Genomic DNA, 17713 nt, shown 5'->3' with positions numbered 1-17713 from the left:
CAGTAGAACACGGACGAGACACCCGGTTCGCTCCGATCGACCGGCGGCTGGCCGCCGAGCCCACGACCGACCCCCGATCACTCGGCGAGTTCGATGATCTCCTCGCGGACCGACAGCAGCGTCTCCAAGTGGTCGGTCTCGAGCGTGCGGACGGTAACATCCCGATCCTCGTAGACGCGCTGCACGGGCTCGAGCCGGACGTTCACGTCGTCCGCGCCGTGCCAGACCGTCGTCGGGACGTCGGGTTCGGGCTCGGGGAGCGACCAGTCGCCGGCCAAAAATCGGCTCTCGCGGACTGCACCCGACGGCCGGCCCGCCAGTCCGGTCCGGAAATCGTGGCCGACGAGTTGGGCGGTGACGTCGTCGAGATTTCGCTCGGTGAGCTGGTCGACGACGAACGCGTCGCCGCGACGCTGGGCGAACAGCCGGGAACAGCGCAGCGCGATGTCGAGCAGTCGCGGAAACCGGGCCAGCGACGCGAGCGGCCCCTCGCTCTCGGGGACCGGCGCGCTGATGACGCCCGCGGCGGTGACCCGGTCCGGGAACCGGTCGGCGACGGCCAGCGCCGGGGGTCCGCCCCCCGAGAAGCCGGCGACGGCGAACGACTCGAGGCCGAGTTCGTCGGCGAGGTGGCGACAGTCGTCCGCCCACGTCTCGAGCGTGCCGTCGGGATGGGGATCGGAACGGCCGTAGCCGGGGCGGGTCGGCACGATCACGCGGACGCCGCGCTGGCGGGCGGCGTAGGAGAGGACTGCACCGAGGACGCACGATCCCGGGACGCCGTGGTGGAAGACCAGCGGCGCGCCGTCCTCGCGGCCGTACGTCGCGTACGCGAGCGTCCGACCGTCGGGCAGCTCGACCGTCTCGACGTTCAGATCGCGATCCAGGGCGAGGTCGACGTCCGGAACCGAGTTCGACTGGAGTGGAAGCATCGGTATCAGTACGGGATCGGCGAGCGCAGGGTACGATCGGCGACGATACACGACTGTGGACGCGGCCGGCCGAAAATAGCTCCGGTTTGCGAGACGGTGCGCGGGTTCGAGACGGCGCCTCGAGCGGGCGACCAGCGGTCTACGCGTCCCGTTCGGCGACCTTCACGAGTTGCTTCCCGATGTTCTCGCCCTCGAACAGGCCGAGGAAGGCGTCGGGCGCGTTCTCGAAGCCCTCGACGACGTTCTCGCGGTAGTGGAGGTCGCCCTGCTGAATGAACTCCGAGAGGGACTCGAGGGCCTCGGTCCACCGGCCCTGATAGTCGCCAACGAGGAAGCCCTCGACCGTCGCGCGGGACTCGATGAGCTTGCTCAGCTTGCGCGGCCCAGTCGGCGTTTCGGTCGCGTTGTACAGCGAGATCTGGCCGCAGACGGCGACGCGGGCGTCGACGTTCAGCAGCGGCCAGACGGCGTCGGTGATCGGGCCGCCGACGTTGTCGAAGTAGGCGTCGACGCCGTCGGGGCAGGCCTCGGCCACCGCGGCCTCGAGGTCGTCGGTTTCCTTATAGTTGATCGCGGCGTCGAAGCCGAGCTCGTCGGTCAGCCACTCGATTTTCTCCTCGCTGCCGGCGGTGCCGACCACGCGGGCGCCCGAGAGCCGGGCGAGCTGGCCGGCGACGGAGCCGACCGCGCCCGCCGCGGCGGAGACGACGACCGTCTCGCCGGGCGAGGGATCGGCCACGTCGAGCATGCCGAAGTAGCCGGTGATGCCGGGCATGCCCAGCACGCCCAGCGCGGTCGAGACGGGGCCGAGCTCCGGGTTTACGGGCCGAAGTTCGTCGGCGTCCGCGACCGCGTGCTCGGCCCACAGGAGGTTGCCGGTGACGACGTCCCCCTCGCCGAACGCGTCGGCCTTCGATTCGACGACCTCGCCGACGACGCCGGCCTGCATGGGCTCGCCGACGTCCCACGGCTCGGCGTAGGACTCCTCGTCGCGCATGCGGCCGCGCATGTACGGGTCGACGGACTGGTAGAGGGTCTTCACGAGGACCTCGCCCGGACCGGGTTCGGGGCGGTCGACGGTCACGAGGTCGAAGTTCTCGCGGGTCGGTTCGCCGGTCGGGCGGCTGGCGAGTCGCCACTGTCTGGTTTCCGCCATGTCGAGTCGTAGCGGTCGGCGAGGGATGAAACGTCGCCTCGCGGAAGTGAGTGCCGATGCTGCGGTCGAGCGGGGCGAGACGCACCGCAGCCGCGAACGCGCTCGACGCTCCACCACCGACCGAGCCAGCGTGGGAGCTTTTTCACCGCCGTCCGCGTACGGTACTGTATGGCGACCGACAACGACGGCGGCGATCGCGACCGGGGCGACGCCGAGTCGAGCCCGGCGGCCAGCGGCGTCGATTCCGACCGGGAACACGACCGCGACGCCCTCGAGACGCTGCTCGCCGGTAACCGACGCCACGTCGAGTCGCTGCCCGAGGACTACTTCGAGGACGTCCAGACGAGCCAGCATCCGGGCGTCGTCGCGATCTGTTGCTCGGACTCGCGGGTCCCGCAGGAGCACATGTGGGGGGTCGACCACCCCGGTGCGGTCTTTACGCCGAGCAACATCGGCAACCAGGTCTGGGACGAGGACGACGGCGAGCGCATCGTCGACGGCGGGATCCTCTACCCGATCCACCACACAGAGACCGCGGTCGCGGCGGTCGTCGGCCACACCGGCTGCGGCGCCGTGACGGCGGCCTACCGGGTCGCGACGGGCGGCGAGATGCCCGGCCCGCAGGGGGTCGACAAGTGGGTCGGAATGCTCGTCCCCGTGGTCGAGGAGGCCATAGAGAGCGGGGCCGTCGACCCCGACGGCGACGAGGAGACGGTCGTCAACCAGCTCGTCGAGTACAACGTCAACCGCCAGGTTGCGTTCCTCCGGAACGCGGCGGACGTCCCGGACGATATCGCCGTCTACGGCTTCGTCTACGACTTCCAGCGGGTCTACGGCGACGCGGACGGCCGCGCGTACCTGATCAACGTCGACGGCGAGACCGATCCGGCGGCGATCCGCGAGCGCGTTCCGGACGGCTACGAGACGGCGGCCGCCAGCCTGCTGTCCTGACTCGAGGAGCCCCTACGATCCGGCGTCGGACCGTTTTCCCGCAGCCAGCCGTCGACACCGTTTTACCACTCCCGGAGAACGTATCGACCATGCGTTCGCTCCTCGAGTCCGACGTCGGGTTCTACTACGCCGTCGGCGCGTTCGTCGCCGTGATCTTCGTCATCGGACTGGCGACGCTCGCGGTGCTCTCGCCGGCCGGAATCGGCGCTCAAGAGCTGGGCGGGCTCGTCGTCGGCTTCGTGCTGTTCATGATCGTCTACTTCATCTCGATTACGATCCACCAGCTCGAGAAGCGCGAGGAGCTGTAATCGCGGGACAGCGGTGTCGAAACAGGCGCAAAAGTAGGGTCAGTCCTGCGCCGACGCCGAAATTCCTTCTTGCCGCTGATCGCGACCCGACGCCGCCGGCCGCGACGCCGAGGCCCACGCGAGATTACCCTGATAGTGGAACGCCTCGTTGTCCTGCTCCGGATCGACGACCGTCAGATCGGCGATCCAGCCGTTGTCGAGCAGTTCGGCGACCTCGTCGTGACGGCGGAGGATCTCGGTCACGCGCTCGACGGGCGCGTGGATGACCGCCGTCAGGCGGAGCGGCTGATGGTACGACTCGTCGTCGGACAGTTGCAGCGACTGGAGCGGCAGGCCCGTCATCAGGTCGCCGCCGTTGCCCTGCACGACGCCGACGTTGCCGAGCGCGTTCTGCGTGACCTTCGAGCCGCTGCCGTAGACGCCGTTGTCAACCGTCGCGAAGTAGTACTGGTTGTTGATCCACTGAGTGACCACCAGCGGCCCGGTCACGATGGCCTCGAGCGCCTCGCCCTCGGGGTCGGTCGTCCAGTCGTAGGAGTGGAGGAACGCGCGGCCGTCCAGGTTCTCGTCGTCGGTCAACTCGCGCGGTCCGATGACGAAGGAGGCGTTACCGGCCAGCCCCCACTCGGGACGGGTTTCGGCCCAGTCGGCGGCCCTGCGTTCGACCTCGACGACCGCCTCCTCGGGGTCGGGGTCGACATCGGTCTCGTCGGTCATCGACTCGAGGCGCTCGGCCGCCGCGCCGGCCTGGGCGCGCTCTAAGTCGGCGCGCAGTTGCTCGAGGTCCTCGCGGTGGCTCTCGGGGACCGCCTCGTCGAACAGGGTGATCTCGTCGGTCGTCGTGTTGTGCTCGCCGGCGAGGAAGACCGTGTCCTCGGGGATGTGGAACCCGCGCTCGCGGAGTTCGGCCTGCACGTCCGGATCGTTACAGATCGTCGCGAGCACGCGGGCGTTCGGGCCGCCGGGGTTGCCGGCGCAGGCCCCGCAGTCGAGGCTCGAGTCGAAGGGGTTGTTCGTCGTCTCGCTCGCGTGGCCCGCGAAGACGACCAGGCGGGCGAACTCCGTCCAGCCCATGAGCGCGAAGGCGTTCTCCGCGTACTCGACTTTCTCCTCGAGGGTCATGCCCTGCGGCAGGTCGTGGTCCGCGTGGGCGTGATCGTCGTGGTCGTCGTAGTCGATCGCAGGCGAGCAGAACTCGTGTTTGCTCGGGACGCGGTCCGCGACGGCGCTCTCGAGCGAGGCGATCGCCGAGGGGGCGAGCGTCCGCGCGGCCATCGCCGAGCCGTAGGCGGCGCCCCCGCCCTCGACGAACGGGAAGGCGGCGACGACGTTGGCCTTGAGCCGCTTGAAGTGTTTGCGCGTCGCCGTCGCGAGGCCGGTCCAGCGGTCGCGTTTCGCCGTCGTCTCCGGGTCGTCCGGCCGGTCGACCACGCGGTGCTCGGGGTCGACGATCGGCGGACAGGCGTCGACGGGAGCGGTCGCGTCGTACCCCTGATACCGCATCGGGACGCCGAAGAAGCCGGCGTAGCCGTGGGTCTCGTAGTCGCCTTGCCGCTCGATGTGGCGGCGGATGATCTCCGAGCGCGTGTCGATGCAGAACACCAGTTGTGCGTCGGGGCGGGACGTCTCGCCCGCGTCGGCGGGATCGGTCACCGAGCCGTCGATTCGCTCGAGCAGGCGCTCGCGGTAGCTCTTTTCCCAGGCGGTCAGCCAGATCTCGGGGAGCGGGGGCTCCTCGGCCTCGCCGTCGTCGGCGTTTGTCTCGTCGTTCGCAGGCTCGATCGGCGCGTCGAGCAGGTCCGCGAGGGTCAGCCGCACCGCGAGGTAGTCCGCCAGCGTGATCGGGTACTCGGCCTGCCAGGGGTCGGTGTCGTCGTCGACGCGCTGCTTGATGAAGCCGGTCCAGCCCGGCAGCGCGGCGAAGTGGTGCTCGGCGACGTCGACCCACTGGTCTTCGGGATGGTCGCCGAGGACCGCCTCGATCGCCTCGGTCGCCGTCTCGGGCAGATCCGCGGGGTCGTCACAGCCGGGCACGTCCCCGTCGTAGGGCGCGACCGAGCGCCAGGCGGCGTAAAAGCCGTCCTCGCGGTTCGGCATCGGCCACTTGGCCTGGCCCTCGTCGAGGAAGGCGGCGAGCCACTTCGAGAGCACGCGGTCGACGGTCTCGGTCGCGTCGTCGGCCTCGGTATCGCGCTCGGCTTCGGCCGCGGCCATCTCCTCGAGGAGCATCTCCGGATCGCGGTCGATCCCGCGGGCCTCGAGTTCCTCGCTCAGGACGTCCGGATCGATCTGGCCGCGCTCCCAGGCTTTCCGAAAGACGTCGGGGTGAGGGTAGCCCCGGCCGCCGAACAGGGACTCGGCCTCGTCGACGGCCCGATGGAACGGCCGGTCCTCGAACCCCGAAAGGGGGTTGGCCGTGACGAACGAGTACAGCGGCCAGACGGCGCCGACCCGCTCGGCCGCGCGCTCGATCGTCGCGGCGAGGGGGTCCTGATCGGCGGCGGTGCCGGTCGCAGGGTCGTCCGCCGCCTGATCGCGTTGCTGTGGCGTCTGTTCGGCTTGCGCGTCGTGGTCGAGTTCGGATTGAGCCGTCGGCTTAGACATCTTTGTACTCCTCCTTGTTCGTGAGGACGGTCGCGGAATCCGGCTGCGAGAGGTTCAGCAGCGAGACGTAGAGGCGCTCGCTCGAGCGGTGCCACCCGAGTTCCGTCGCGACGTAGGCCCCGACGAACAGGGCGACGACGAGCCCGTGGGCGATCGTAACCTCGGTCGAGGCGTGGGTCATCGGTGAGGGAACAACGGCCGAGATCGCGTTGTACAGCAGGGCGTAGCCCCCGATCGCGGTGAGGACGACCAGCGGGACGCTGACGAACCGGACCGACCGCGGCAGGGTCGTCCGGTTGAGGATGTCCCGCGCCGCGGTCAGGGTCGTCAGGACCACGACGAGCGTCAGGATCGTCCCGCTGTCGAACGCCAGGCCCGTCGCCTTCCCGGTGAGAACGCCGAACAGCACGCCGCCGCCGACGGCCGTCGCCAGGCTGACGGCGGCGCTCGCGAAGCCGAACTCGGTGTGGCCGGCGTGTTTGGCGGTCGATTCGGGCGCGGCCTCCTCGACGACGGCGCCCGACGAGAGGAACAGGTAGGCCTTGTAGAACCCGTGTAGAATCAGGTGGGCGATCGCGGCCGCGAAGAAGCCCAGTCCGCACTGGAGGATCATAAAGCCCATCTGGGCCATCGTCGAGCTCCCGAGCTTGCGCTTGACGTTCGTCTGGACGAGCAACATCGCCTGGCCCAGCAGGGCGCTGACCGCGCCGAGGACGACGATAGCCGACATGATCGCGAGGCGGTCGGAAACGAGCGGCGCGAAGCGGGTCAGCAGAACGCCGCCCGCGTTGACGAAGCCGGCGTGCATCAGCGCCGAGGCCGGCGTCGGCGCCGTCATCGAGGACAGCAGCCAGCCGTGGAACGGGAACAGCGCCGACTGGATCAGCGCCGCGAGGACGATCCCACCGGCGGCGACGAGGCCGACCGTCGGGGAGACGTCCTCGAGGCCACCGAGGATGCCGGCGATCGAGGTCGTTCCCGTCTCCCAGGCCAGCAGCGCCAGGCTGCCGGCCAGCACCGCGCTGCTGGCGACGAAGTAGCGACGCGCCAGCGCGCCGGCGGCGCGGGCCTGCTCCCAGTCGCGGACGTGGCCGATGAGGCCGGCCATCAGCAGCCCCATCGCGAGCCACGCCGCCGCGAACAGCGCGACGTGATCCGCCGCCGCCAGCGCCATCACGACGAGCGTGAACGCGAACACGCGAGCGAAGAATCGCTCGAGGTCGCGGTCGCCCGCCATGTAGCGCCGGGAGTAGCTGTGAACGATGCCGCTGAAGAAGGTGACCACGACCCACAGCACCGCGGTGAGCCCGTCGACGACCGCGTAGTCGACGCCGGTCCACGGCTCGCCCCGCCGGATCGTCAGCGCGAGAACGCCGACGCTACAGAGGAACAGTACCCATACCAGCCGCGTCGACGCCCGGGGGACGACCGAATCGTCCGTCGTCGTCAGTTCCGAGAGTTGTGCGGCGTCGATCGAGCGTTCGTCGGTCATGCGTCGAGTGTCACCTCCGACCGGCGCGGACGGTCCCGCCGCGGGGCCGATCCGCCCAGTCGTCGTTACCACCGCTTTGAACATCCTGGTTATTATAACCTGCTGTTCGAACAAATCGTTCGCCGAAACCCGTGTGAAAGAACATCATGGTCTATCGCAAGAAGTGCCGCGAACCGACCTGCCGATTCACCATCCGTCCAGAGGGTCCGCCGCGCTGGCAGGACGGAGACGCCGCTGACGCGGCGGAACCGTCGGACTCGAGCGGAGAGCAGTAGTATAAAAAGCGAATCGGAACCGGAGCCGGGTGACGGCGCGATCACTCAGCGGAGAACTCGTCGAACGAGGTCGACTCGTGACTGCGCACGAGCACCTCGTCGGTGATCGTCAGCCCCATGTCCGAGAGCTCCTGCGCGATCGGCGTGATGTCGCGATCGTTCTTGACGACGGCCGTGACGAGGAGGTTCTCCTCGCCCGTCACCAGTTCCTGCACCGAGACGACGCCCGAGATGTTCAGAATGTCGTCGATATAGTCGCCGCGGTCCGGGATCGGCGCCGTACAGAAGAGCAGCATCCGGATCGGATAGCCGGACTTCGTGTAATCGATGTTGGCGCTGTACCCCTTGATGACCCCCTCCGACTCGAGGCGCTGGATGCGCTTGCGGACCGTGCTCGAGGACGCGTCGGTCCGTTCGGCGATCTCGCCGGAGGAAAGGTTCCGGGCTTCCTCCTGGAGCGCGTAGAGGATCTCCCGGTCGACCGCGTCGAGCTCGTACTCGGTCATACCGCGTCGTTTCGACCGGCGAATATAAGGGACTTCGCCTGCGTCCCGCGGGCTGGGCCCACCGGACGGCCGAGGACGCTCGCGGATCTCGCCCGGCTCGGGGGAACGGGAAAGGCGGCGACGGAACCGTGATACCCGGTGTGTCGGCGGTCCGCGAGTCGCAGCGTTTATACGTATCCGTCCACTCTCTTTAGAAGCAATGGCGCAAGGAACCGTTGATTTCTTCAACGACACTGGCGGCTACGGATTCATCGAGACTGAGGATGCGGACGAGGACGTCTTCTTCCACATGGAAGACATCGGCGGCCCGGACCTCGAAGAAGGGCAGGAACTCGAGTTCGACATCGAGCAGGCCCCCAAGGGCCCGCGCGCGACGAACGTCGAGCGCCTGTAAGGCGGATTCGTAACGGTATCGGCTCTTGACTGCAGTATTTTACACCGCCCAGCTGCGGCTGTCGGGTGCGATCGGCGACAAGTAAGGGACTTTAGTAGCGCCGCGTTCGAGGATCGAGTATGGCTGACTCCTCGTCGGGGCCGGAATCCGAACCGGACGTCGACGCCGCAGATCGTGTGTCCGCAGACGGCGACCCGCAACCGCTGGTCCGGCGCAGCGACGACGTCTCCTACGAGGCCGTCGACGCGGCCGACGGCCTCGAGAAGGGCGTCCTGATAAGCGACGAGCACGGCGCGCCGAACTTCGCGATCCGTCGGTTCGTCCTCGATCCCGGCGCCGAGGTCCCGAAACACACCAACGCCGTCGAGCACGAGCAGTACGTGCTCGAGGGCGAATACACCGTGGGTATCGAGGACGAGGAGTACGAGGTCGCAGCCGGCGACTCCCTGCTGATCCCCGCCGGCGCGGTCCACTGGTACCGCAACGAAAGCGACGAGCAGGGGGCCTTCCTCTGTGCCGTCCCGAACGGCGACGACGAGATCGAACTGCTCGACGACTAGTCGCTCGCGCAGGACCGCTCGAACGCACCAACTTGGCGCTGTCATAGCAATCGTCTTCCTGACTACTGGGTCGAACCGCAACTACTAAACACTCTTTAGGCACACCTAAACACGAATGGCAGGATCGCACTCGACGGGAGGACACGCAGTCCGCGAGCAAGAGGGATGGTTCACCGGGACGCTCGTCCTGTTCTGTCTCGCGAGTACGGTCGTCACGGTCGTCGCGGGGCTCGTCCAGGTGAGTTTCGGCTCGTACTCGATGACGCTCGCGGAGACCTGGCGGGCGGTCTTCGACCCGTCGATCGTGTTCAACCGCGCCGCGTGGAACGCGTTCCTCTTCGGGGGCGAACTGCCCGAGATGAGTCGAAACAGCATCGTCGTCTGGAACATCCGGCTGCCGCGGGTGTTCGTCGCGATCATCGCCGGGACGACGCTGGCGGTGTCGGGGGCGATCTTCCAGGCGGTGACGCGCAACGAACTGGCCAGCCCCTTCGTGCTCGGCGTCAGTTCGGGGGCCGGGTTCGCCGTCCTCGCAACGCTGGTCGTCTTCAGCGGCCTCGCGCCGCTCCTGCCGCTTATCGCCGCGCTGGGCGGCACGATCGCGTTCCTGGTCGTCTACGCGATCGCCTGGAAGGACGGGACGAGCCCCGTCCGGCTCGTGCTGGCTGGCGTCATCGTCAACATGGTCTTCCAGTCGCTCCAGCAGGGGCTGTTCTTCTTCGCCGACGACATCGGCGTCGTCCAGACGGCGATCGCCTGGCTGACCGGGTCGCTCACCGGCACCGGCTGGGACGAAGTCCGCATCGCGACGATCCCGGCCGCCGTGGCGATCCTGTTCGCGATCGCCGGCGCGCGACAGCTCAACATCTTGCTGCTCGGGGAACAGACCGCCCGCTCGCTCGGCATGCGCGTCGAGATGGTACGGTTCCTGCTCTCGGGCGTGGCCATCCTGGCCGCCAGCGTCGCGATTTCGATCGCGGGGATCGTCAGCTTCTTCGGGCTCGTCGTTCCCCACATCGTCCGCAACACCGTCGGGAGCGACTACCGACAGCTGATGGTCGGCTGTCTGTTCGCCGGACCGGCGCTGATGGTCGCCGCCGACGTCGGGGCCCGCCTCGCGCTCGGCGGCACCCAGCTTCCGGTCGGCGTCGTCACCGGCCTGCTCGGCGGGCCGTACTTCCTCTACCTGATGCGCAAACAGCGATCGATGGGTGAACTCTGATGACGAGACACACCGCGAACGACACGGACCTCGAGGGTGACGTCGAAACGACGACGGGACGTCGGGGCACGGACGCCGACGGCGAGCGCAATCGAGAGACGGACGATACTGGCGAGAGCCGCAACGGAATCAGCGTCCAGAGCGCGCTCGTCGGCGACGACCTCGAGTTGAGCTACCCCGGCAGCGACGAGACGATCGTCGACTGCACGCGCCTGGACGTACCGGAGGGCGAGATCACCGCCCTCGTCGGCCCCAACGGCAGCGGCAAGAGCACGATGCTGAAGGCGCTCTCGAAGCACCTCGAGCCCGATACGGGAACCGTTCGGTTGCGCGGCGAAGACCTCCGGTCGTTCGACCGCCCCGAACTCGCGCGCGAACTCGGCCTCCTCTCGCAGGAGAACGACTCGGTCAGCGGGATCACCGTCGAGGATCTGGTCTACCACGGTCGCTATCCGCACCGAGGCTTCTTCGAGGGCATCTCCCGCGAGGACCGCGAGGCGGTCGAACGCGCCCTCGAGCTGGCCGGCGTCGAGCACCTCCGGGATTCCGAGGTCGGCCAGCTTAGCGGCGGACAGAAGCAACTCGCCTGGATCGCGATGGTGCTGGCCCAGGACACGGACATCCTCCTGCTGGACGAGCCGACGACCTTCCTCGATCTCCACCACCAGTTCCGCGTCCTCGAGACGATCCGCCAGCTCAACGAGGAGAAGGGCGTCACCGTCGCGGTCGTCCTCCACGACATCTCCCAGGCGGCGCGGTTCGCGGACTACCTCATCGCGATGCGGGACGGCGAACTGTACGACTGGGGGCCGCCCGAGGAGATCGTCACCGAGCAGTTGCTCGCGGACGTCTTCGACGTCGAAGCGACCGTCACCTACGACCCCGAACTGCAGGTCCTTCCGAAGCGAGCGCTGCAAGCTGACAACGAGTAACCTCGATACCAGAACGCTTTTCTACTTTTAGGCGAGCCTAAAGAGTAATGACTGACGACAGCCACCGGTCGAGACGAACGATCCTTCGAACGGGCGCGACGGTTGCCGCGGCGGGCCTTTTCGCCGGGTGTACGAGCGACGGGAACGGAAACGGTAACAGCGACGCCGAAGGCGGCAACGGGAACGGTAACAGCAGCGCTGACACCAGCAGTAACGGCGACGGCGACAGCGACGACGGCAGCGGGGACGGCTCGAGCGAGAGCTACTCCGTGACGATGGAGCCCGTCGGCACCGTCGAGTTCGATTCCGTCCCGGAGGCGTGGGCGGCCAACAACGGGAGCTGGGCCGACATGGGGATCGCCCTCGGCCAACAGCCGCCCGAGGCCGTCTACCTCACCGCGCGCTATCACACACAGTACTACGACGAGATTCCCGACGTCAGCGTCGACAAGAGCGGGATGGACGCGCTCTGGGACGACGAACTCGATCCGGAGGAGTTCGTCGAACTCAGCGGCGACGTCGACGTGTTCGTCATGGACCCGAACTTCCTCATCAACCGGGGAGACTGGGACCAGAGCGATATCGACCAGATCGAATCGATGGGGACGCCCTTCTTCGGCAACAGCATTTTCTCGCAGGACTACGGCTGGCACGACTACGAGTTCCTCTCGCTGTACGAGGCCTTCGAGAAGCTGGCGGAGGTCTTCCAGGAACAAGAGCGGTACGAGGCCTTCGCGTCGCTCCACGACGAGTTCCAGAGCGAGGTCGAATCGATCGTCCCGCCGGAGAGCGAACGGCCGGACGTCGCGATCGTGTGGCCGGCCGGCGACGGGACGTTCTACCCCTACACCATCGGCGACGGGACGGGCTACAAGCAGTGGCGCGATCTCGGCGTCGGCGACGCGCTGGGCAAGGCGGGCGTCTCGGACTTCACCAGCGACCGCGGGACGATCGACTACGAGAACCTGCTCGAGATCGATCCCGACGTGCTCCTGCTTCGCGGCCCGAGTAACGAGTCCCTGACCGCCGAGGAGTTCCAGAATCAGGTCGTCGCGGAGATGGAAAACCACGACATCGCCAGCGAACTGACGGCCGTCCAGAACGGCGACGTCTACCGCGGCGGCCCGCTCTACCAGGGGCCGATCGCGAACCTCGTGCTGACCGAGCGCGCCGCACAGGATCTCTACGGCGTCGAGAAGGAACTGTTCGATCGGCAGCGAGTCAGCGACATCGTCAACGGAAACTTCTGAGCTGACGCGGCTGTAGTTGCGAACGCGGCTCCGGTGGGCCGTCGCGCTTTCGCTTTTCGTCTTTCTTCTGTCGCCGTCGTTCGAACCCCGACCTGCCCGATGCGCTCGAGCGACCCCGCGACTCGAGCGCGACGCCCGTCGGCGAGCCGAGGCGGTCTCGCGTCGGTCCAGTCCGAACCGCTGAAATACCGCGCTCCCGTACCCGTGGTCGTGTCGAAGCAGGTCCAGCAGGTCGAAACGATCTTCTGCCACGAGACGGGTGACGACTACCTGATCGTCGTCCAGCGCGACGGCGAGCGGCTGTTCCGAGCGAAGCTCGTCCTCTCGGAGACGTCGGCCGGACCCCGGCCCGCCAAGTTCCGCCTCAAGCAGGGCTCGAGCGAGGAACCCCGCCAGCCCGACGAGTTCATCGAGCTCGCCCGTCGAGCGAAGCGGATCCGCATCTCCGAACAGACCGCCCCCGAGAAGCGCCGTGAGTTCAAAGAGATGCTCGCGGGCTACCAGCTCGAGGACAAGGCAAAGACCGTCCGGACCTGCCGGTACTGCGCCTCGGCGGGCCGGTACTCGCCGATCACCACCGAGACCGCCGTCAAGGACGACAACGACTGGATCTGTCAGGACTGCGCGCGCCAGGAACTCGAGCGCCAGCTCTCGTTTTCGAGCGGCGGCGAGGTCACCGGCGCCGCCAAGGAACGGCTCGAGGACCTCATGCTCGAGGTCCAGGACCTAGAGCGGATCGTCAACCTGCTCAAGGGGCAACTCGACCCCGATCTGACGAAGTTCGATACGATCTCGGCGACGACCGACGAGATCGACCCCGTTCCGGTCGACTCGCTGAACCTCCATCCGGGCCTGCAGAACCTGCTCGAGGACCGGTTCGAGACCCTGCTTCCCGTCCAGAGCCTCTCGGTCGAGAACGGCCTATTCGATGGCGACGACCAGATGGTCGTTTCCGCGACGGCGACCGGGAAGACACTGGTCGGCGAGATGGCCGGGATCAACCGCGTGCTGAACGGGAAGGGGAAGATGCTCTTTCTCGTCCCGCTCGTGGCGCTGGCCAACCAGAAGTACGAGGACTTCCAGGACGAGTACGGCCACCTCGTCGACGTCTCCATCCGCGTCGGCGCGAGCCGGATCGCCGACAACGGCAACCAGTTCGATCCCAACGCCGACGTCATCGTCGGCACCTACGAGGGGATCGACCACGCCCTGCGGACGGGCAAGGACATGGGCGACATCGGGACCGTCGTCATCGACGAGGTCCACACGTTAAAGGAGGAAGATCGCGGTCACCGCCTCGACGGGCTGATCTCGCGGCTCAAGTACACCTGCGAGCAGCGCGCGAAACGGCGCGACGACTACGGCGGCGCCCAGTGGATCTACCTCTCAGCGACCGTCGGTAACCCCGAACAGCTCGCCGACGCGCTCGAGTCGAAGCTCATCGAGTTCGAGGAGCGCCCGGTGCCGATCGAGCGCCACGTCACCTTCGCCGACGGACAGGAGAAGGTCCGCGTCGAGAACAAACTCGTCAAACGCGAGTTCGACACCGAGTCCTCGAAGGGGTATCGCGGGCAGACGATCATCTTCACCAACTCCCGGCGGCGGTGCCACGAAATCTCGCGCAAGTTGGAGTACTCCTCGGCGCCGTACCACGCCGGCCTGGATTACAAGCGCCGGAAGAAAGTCGAGCGACAGTTCGGCGAACAGGAGCTATCGGCGGTCGTGACGACCGCTGCACTCGCGGCCGGCGTGGACTTCCCCGCCTCGCAGGTCATCTTCGACTCGCTGGCGATGGGCATCGAGTGGCTCTCCGTCCAGGAGTTCCACCAGATGCTCGGCCGCGCGGGCCGACCCGACTACCACGACAAGGGGAAGGTGTACGTCCTCGTCGAACCCGACTGCGCCTACCACAACTCGATGGAGGGGACCGAGGACGAGGTCGCGTTCAAGCTCCTGAAAGGCGAGATGGAGTCGGTGATGACCCACTACGACGAGGCCGCCGCCGTCGAGGAGACGCTGGCGAACATCGCGGTCGGCGGCAAGGCCGCCAAGGCGTTAAACGACCGCATGCTCGGCGAGGTGCCGACGAAACACGCCATCGGCAAGCTCCTGCAGTACGACTTCATCGACGGCTTCGAACCGACGCCGCTCGGACAAGTCGTTACCCAACACTTCCTCGAGCCCGGCGAGGCCTTCACCCTCGTCGACGGCATCCGGAAGGACGCCCACCCCTACGACCTCGTCGCCGACCTCGAGTTGCGGGACGAGGATCTCTGAGGAGTCAGTCCTCCTCTCCCTCGCCCTCACTCTCGAGTGGGTTCGATTCGGGCGGATTTCGATTGCGGGGACTCTGGGGGCTCGAGGCGGTCAGCAGATTCTGGAGGTACCGCATCGCAGTAGCGATGGCCATCACGCTGTCCATCAGCGCCTGCTGGGACGCGCCGTCTGGATAGATCCGGTGCTCCATCTGAAGGGTCTCGGCCTCGCGAAGTTCACAGGCCCCGCCCTCCTCGTCGAGGAACGTGTAGAAGCCGGGCGTCGTCGCGAGCACGGGTCCGATCTGGCTCAACAGTTCCGCCCGTTGGCCGTCGTCGCGCACGAGCCGCCTAGCCCGCTCGCTGTCGAGTCCGCTACGGCCGACGACCCGGATCGGCCCCTTCGTCTCCTCCTTGATGAGGTGGATCGGCAGGCTCGAGAGGGTCACCTGCAGGTTGAACTCCGTCTCCTCCTGCGTGTGCGCCGTTATGTCCTGGATTGCGTTTCGGTCGAGCCACCAGCGGACCTGTCGTTCGCTCACGTGGGTCGTCATGGCACGGGTACGACTCCGGGAAAATAAAGCGTTGAGCCGGCAGCAGCCGTCGTTCAGATCGCGATCGGCTGTCCGCCGGTGCGGAGTGCTCGCGAAAGCCTCCCGTCCGAGCGGGTCGGTGCGGACGCTCAGGGGACGAACGCGACGCCGAACAGCGACAGCAGGATCACCAGCAGCGAGCCGGGGAAGCCTCCGATCGCGACGACGACGAGCGCGATCGGCGTGACGGCGACGGCGAGGCCGAACACCGCCTGTGCGAGAAACAGCACGATGAGACCGACCACCGCGTTGACGATGAAGGGCCTAACCGTCTGGATTAACGTGGAGGCGCCCAGCACGGCCGCGAGGACGAGGACCAGCAGGACGATCTCGAGACCGGTAACCATACGCGAGACTACCTCGAGACGATACAAAACGGTTCGGATCGGAACGAAACCCTTTATGACGTCCGCCCGAAAGAGTGGATGCGGGATCGTGGGTTAGCCTGGTATACTTCGGGCCTTGGGTGCCCGTGACCCCGGTTCAAATCCGGGCGATCCCATCCGTTCTATCGCGAACAACAGGCGTCGAGTAGCGCTTGGTGCGAGCGGCGAGCCGATAAAAATAGAATTCTCGATCAGTTCCAACTCGGAGTGCTCGGGACGGGAGGGTGGCTCTCGGTTACGCTCTGGTGGGTGCTCGCGTGGCGGGCTGACCTGCCTTCGAGGAGGCAGGCCAGTCGGATGTGAGAGAGTGACACTGGTAAGTACTGTCCCATCGTTGTTTGGGTCACAGCCGTCGGGCCGGAATACCACTCCGGAGAAGCGGCGTGACGACCGCTCCGAGGGAGATACCCCGTTGAAAGGCGAGTCGAAGCCGAAGAACATACGACTCGTCGCGAGCGGGGAGTCCGATCTCGCGGGGTCCGTCAGCGGACGACTCTACCGCTGCCAACATTCGCGGGCATTGACGATTCCGCACGTCAGAGACTCTCTAGACCGCTTTCCGGAATTCGTTTCTGCGAGCGCAGGCCCTTTTCTCGTCACGTCCCAACCGCCGCCCATGCAGGGAGACGCTGACCCGGAGACGTGTCCGACCGCGAACGGCATGCCGATGCTCGGCCTCGGCACCTGGCAGAACGAAGACCCCGAGGAGTGCGCCGAAAGCGTCCGCACGGCCCTCGAGACGGGGTATCGTCACATCGACACCGCCCAGGCCTACGACAACGAGGAAGCCGTCGGCGAGGGCATCGAGCGGGCCGACGTCGACCGCGAGGATGTCTTCCTCGCCACCAAGGTCTGGATCGACAACCTCGCGCACGACGACGTCCTCGAGACGACCCGCGAGAGCCTCGACCGGCTGGGCGTCGACTACGTCGACCTGCTGTATGTCCACTGGCCCGCCCGAACGTACGACGCCGAGGAGACGCTGTCCGCGTTTTCGGAGCTCTACGACGAGGGCCTGATCGAGCGCGTCGGCGTGAGCAACTTCCAGCCCGAACAGCTCGAGGAAGCCGTCGAAATTTGCGACGCGCCCATCTTCGCGAACCAGGTCGAACTCCATCCGCTGTTGCCCCAGGAGGAACTCCGCGAGGTCTGTGACGCCCACGACGTCGAGGTCGTCGGTTACTCGCCGCTGGCCCGCGGACAGGTGTTCGACCAGCCCGAAATCCAGGAGATCGCCGCGAAACACGACGTCAGCGAGGCGCAGATCAGTCTGGCCTGGGCCCGCGAAAAGGGCGTCACCGTGATTCCGAAGGCGACTGGCGAGGAGCACATCCAAGACAACTTCGAATCGCTCGCCGTCGATCTCGACGCGGACGACGTCGAGACGATCGACGCGATCGAGGAAACCGACCGGCAGATCGACCCCGGATTCGCGCCCTGGAACTGATCGCGTCCGTCGCGGTCGCCGCCATCGGTATCGGTCCCGACCACCGTTTTCACGACGACGAGAGCCGACGCCTGCTCGCGGTAGAATTCAGTCTCCGCTCGAGAACGGGTCGTTTAGCTGCCTCGAGCGACGACCGCCTCGAGCAGGTCAGGCCGGCAAAACGGGGACACGACTCACTCGTCGGAATCGATCTCGTCTCGGGTCTCCGTAGCGGCCGGGCCGGTTTCGGTCACGTTCTCGAGCAGGGTTTCGTTGACCTTGGTGAACTCCGTTCCCCCGCACCGACAGCCGTCGCGTCGGCCGATCGGAAGGATCGATCCGTCCGACAGTTCGGTCGCCGCGTAGAGCGCGCCACAGTCCGTGCAAGCGGCGATCATCCGATCCGCATCGTCGCCGTTGCGTTCGTCCATCGCTGCTACGTCGGTATACCGTCTGGAAATAGCTGCTGTA

17 protein-coding genes and 1 tRNA gene are annotated in these 17713 nt (G+C 67.0%); 10 read left to right on the top strand and 8 right to left on the bottom strand.

Going from position 1 to position 17713, the window contains the following annotated elements; genetic code table 11:
• Positions 1–77: 77 nt before the first annotated feature.
• Together ACYQ26_RS03345 and ACYQ26_RS03340 are read right to left on the bottom strand one after the other, a co-directional pair.
• Positions 78–932, bottom strand: coding sequence for an alpha/beta fold hydrolase (locus ACYQ26_RS03345; RefSeq protein WP_459807027.1), 855 nt, complete (start codon positions 930–932; stop codon positions 78–80).
• A 139-nt stretch (positions 933–1071) separates the two neighbouring features.
• Positions 1072–2088, bottom strand: coding sequence for an NADP-dependent oxidoreductase (locus ACYQ26_RS03340; RefSeq protein WP_459807025.1), 1017 nt, complete (start codon positions 2086–2088; stop codon positions 1072–1074).
• Between the two features lie 168 nt (positions 2089–2256).
• On the opposite strand from ACYQ26_RS03340, the gene ACYQ26_RS03335 reads away from it, so the two are divergent.
• Both ACYQ26_RS03335 and ACYQ26_RS03330 read left to right on the top strand, forming a co-directional pair.
• Complete coding sequence (locus ACYQ26_RS03335; protein ID WP_459807023.1) at positions 2257–3039, top strand: carbonic anhydrase; 783 nt, start codon at positions 2257–2259, stop codon at positions 3037–3039.
• A gap of 89 nt (positions 3040–3128) precedes the next feature.
• A complete protein-coding gene (locus ACYQ26_RS03330; RefSeq protein ID WP_459807020.1) occupies positions 3129–3347 on the top strand; it encodes a hypothetical protein in 219 nt (72 codons plus the stop codon).
• Between the two features lie 39 nt (positions 3348–3386).
• Here the strand turns inward: ACYQ26_RS03330 and ACYQ26_RS03325 are convergent, their stop codons facing one another.
• From ACYQ26_RS03325 to ACYQ26_RS03315, 3 genes are all read right to left on the bottom strand, one after another.
• Positions 3387–5951, bottom strand: a complete 2565-nt coding sequence (locus ACYQ26_RS03325) for a DUF2309 domain-containing protein (RefSeq protein ID WP_459807018.1) — start codon at positions 5949–5951, stop codon at positions 3387–3389.
• Complete coding sequence (locus ACYQ26_RS03320; RefSeq protein WP_459807016.1) at positions 5944–7443, bottom strand: proton-conducting transporter transmembrane domain-containing protein; 1500 nt, start codon at positions 7441–7443, stop codon at positions 5944–5946. The genes ACYQ26_RS03325 and ACYQ26_RS03320 overlap by 8 nt, the downstream gene beginning before the upstream one ends.
• Positions 7444–7759: 316 nt before the next feature.
• Positions 7760–8224, bottom strand: a complete 465-nt coding sequence (locus tag ACYQ26_RS03315) for an Lrp/AsnC family transcriptional regulator (RefSeq protein ID WP_459807014.1) — start codon at positions 8222–8224, stop codon at positions 7760–7762.
• Between the two features lie 199 nt (positions 8225–8423).
• On the opposite strand from ACYQ26_RS03315, the gene ACYQ26_RS03310 reads away from it, so the two are divergent.
• The 6 genes from ACYQ26_RS03310 to ACYQ26_RS03285 all read left to right on the top strand — a co-directional run bounded on the left by ACYQ26_RS03310 (position 8424) and on the right by ACYQ26_RS03285 (position 14859).
• Positions 8424–8618, top strand: coding sequence for a cold-shock protein (locus ACYQ26_RS03310; protein ID WP_007141040.1), 195 nt, complete (start codon positions 8424–8426; stop codon positions 8616–8618).
• A gap of 119 nt (positions 8619–8737) precedes the next feature.
• Positions 8738–9178: a cupin domain-containing protein gene (locus ACYQ26_RS03305; protein WP_459807012.1), complete on the top strand. Its 441-nt coding sequence runs from the start codon at positions 8738–8740 to the stop codon at positions 9176–9178.
• 115 nt (positions 9179–9293) lie between these two features.
• On the top strand, positions 9294–10400 hold the full coding sequence (locus ACYQ26_RS03300; protein WP_459807010.1) for a FecCD family ABC transporter permease: 1107 nt from the start codon (positions 9294–9296) through the stop codon (positions 10398–10400).
• Positions 10400–11332 (top strand): ABC transporter ATP-binding protein, encoded by a 933-nt coding sequence (locus tag ACYQ26_RS03295; RefSeq protein WP_459807008.1) that lies wholly within the window; start codon positions 10400–10402, stop codon positions 11330–11332. Before ACYQ26_RS03300 ends, ACYQ26_RS03295 begins: the two co-directional genes overlap by 1 nt.
• A 47-nt stretch (positions 11333–11379) precedes the next feature.
• Positions 11380–12582 (top strand): ABC transporter substrate-binding protein, encoded by a 1203-nt coding sequence (locus tag ACYQ26_RS03290; RefSeq protein WP_459807006.1) that lies wholly within the window; start codon positions 11380–11382, stop codon positions 12580–12582.
• 210 nt (positions 12583–12792) lie between these two features.
• Positions 12793–14859: a DEAD/DEAH box helicase gene (locus tag ACYQ26_RS03285; protein WP_459807004.1), complete on the top strand. Its 2067-nt coding sequence runs from the start codon at positions 12793–12795 to the stop codon at positions 14857–14859.
• 4 nt (positions 14860–14863) lie between these two features.
• Here ACYQ26_RS03285 and ACYQ26_RS03280 read toward each other — a convergent pair whose 3' ends face one another.
• Together ACYQ26_RS03280 and ACYQ26_RS03275 are read right to left on the bottom strand one after the other, a co-directional pair.
• Positions 14864–15391, bottom strand: a complete 528-nt coding sequence (locus tag ACYQ26_RS03280; RefSeq protein ID WP_459807002.1) for a DUF2299 family protein — start codon at positions 15389–15391, stop codon at positions 14864–14866.
• Between the two features lie 128 nt (positions 15392–15519).
• Positions 15520–15777 carry a pro-sigmaK processing inhibitor BofA family protein gene (locus ACYQ26_RS03275; protein WP_459807000.1) on the bottom strand — a complete coding sequence of 86 codons (258 nt, stop codon included), beginning with the start codon at positions 15775–15777 and terminating at the stop codon, positions 15520–15522.
• An 82-nt stretch (positions 15778–15859) separates the two neighbouring features.
• Here ACYQ26_RS03275 and ACYQ26_RS03270 point away from each other — a divergent pair.
• Together ACYQ26_RS03270 and ACYQ26_RS03265 are read left to right on the top strand one after the other, a co-directional pair.
• Positions 15860–15932: transfer RNA gene (locus tag ACYQ26_RS03270), tRNA-Pro, on the top strand.
• Positions 15933–16432: 500 nt separating this feature from the next.
• Positions 16433–17263 carry an aldo/keto reductase gene (locus ACYQ26_RS03265; protein WP_459806998.1) on the top strand — a complete coding sequence of 277 codons (831 nt, stop codon included), beginning with the start codon at positions 16433–16435 and terminating at the stop codon, positions 17261–17263.
• Positions 17264–17436: 173 nt separating this feature from the next.
• On the opposite strand, the gene ACYQ26_RS03260 is transcribed toward ACYQ26_RS03265, so the two are convergent.
• Positions 17437–17673, bottom strand: coding sequence for a hypothetical protein (locus ACYQ26_RS03260; protein ID WP_459806996.1), 237 nt, complete (start codon positions 17671–17673; stop codon positions 17437–17439).
• Positions 17674–17713 lie beyond the last annotated feature (40 nt).

This window comes from Halopiger thermotolerans, assembly GCF_054654555.1.
Note: the sequence above shows the minus strand (reverse complement) of the source record. Positions and strands in the feature narration are given on the sequence as shown.

Excerpts from the sequence above, each read along its gene's own strand:
- ACYQ26_RS03320 (WP_459807016.1), bottom strand. The coding sequence starts at position 7,443 with ATGACCGACGAACGCTCGATCGACGCCGCACAACTCTCGGAACTGACG.
- ACYQ26_RS03340 (WP_459807025.1), bottom strand. The coding sequence starts at position 2,088 with ATGGCGGAAACCAGACAGTGGCGACTCGCCAGCCGCCCGACCGGCGAA.
- ACYQ26_RS03295 (WP_459807008.1), top strand. The coding sequence starts at position 10,400 with ATGACGAGACACACCGCGAACGACACGGACCTCGAGGGTGACGTCGAA.
- ACYQ26_RS03315 (WP_459807014.1), bottom strand. The coding sequence starts at position 8,224 with ATGACCGAGTACGAGCTCGACGCGGTCGACCGGGAGATCCTCTACGCG.
- ACYQ26_RS03260 (WP_459806996.1), bottom strand. The coding sequence starts at position 17,673 with ATGGACGAACGCAACGGCGACGATGCGGATCGGATGATCGCCGCTTGC.
- ACYQ26_RS03280 (WP_459807002.1), bottom strand. The coding sequence starts at position 15,391 with ATGACGACCCACGTGAGCGAACGACAGGTCCGCTGGTGGCTCGACCGA.
- ACYQ26_RS03265 (WP_459806998.1), top strand. The coding sequence starts at position 16,433 with ATGCAGGGAGACGCTGACCCGGAGACGTGTCCGACCGCGAACGGCATG.
- ACYQ26_RS03290 (WP_459807006.1), top strand. The coding sequence starts at position 11,380 with ATGACTGACGACAGCCACCGGTCGAGACGAACGATCCTTCGAACGGGC.
- ACYQ26_RS03305 (WP_459807012.1), top strand. The coding sequence starts at position 8,738 with ATGGCTGACTCCTCGTCGGGGCCGGAATCCGAACCGGACGTCGACGCC.
- ACYQ26_RS03325 (WP_459807018.1), bottom strand. The coding sequence starts at position 5,951 with ATGTCTAAGCCGACGGCTCAATCCGAACTCGACCACGACGCGCAAGCC.
- ACYQ26_RS03335 (WP_459807023.1), top strand. The coding sequence starts at position 2,257 with ATGGCGACCGACAACGACGGCGGCGATCGCGACCGGGGCGACGCCGAG.
- ACYQ26_RS03275 (WP_459807000.1), bottom strand. The coding sequence starts at position 15,777 with ATGGTTACCGGTCTCGAGATCGTCCTGCTGGTCCTCGTCCTCGCGGCC.
- ACYQ26_RS03345 (WP_459807027.1), bottom strand. The coding sequence starts at position 932 with ATGCTTCCACTCCAGTCGAACTCGGTTCCGGACGTCGACCTCGCCCTG.
- ACYQ26_RS03300 (WP_459807010.1), top strand. The coding sequence starts at position 9,294 with ATGGCAGGATCGCACTCGACGGGAGGACACGCAGTCCGCGAGCAAGAG.
- ACYQ26_RS03310 (WP_007141040.1), top strand. The coding sequence starts at position 8,424 with ATGGCGCAAGGAACCGTTGATTTCTTCAACGACACTGGCGGCTACGGA.
- ACYQ26_RS03330 (WP_459807020.1), top strand. The coding sequence starts at position 3,129 with ATGCGTTCGCTCCTCGAGTCCGACGTCGGGTTCTACTACGCCGTCGGC.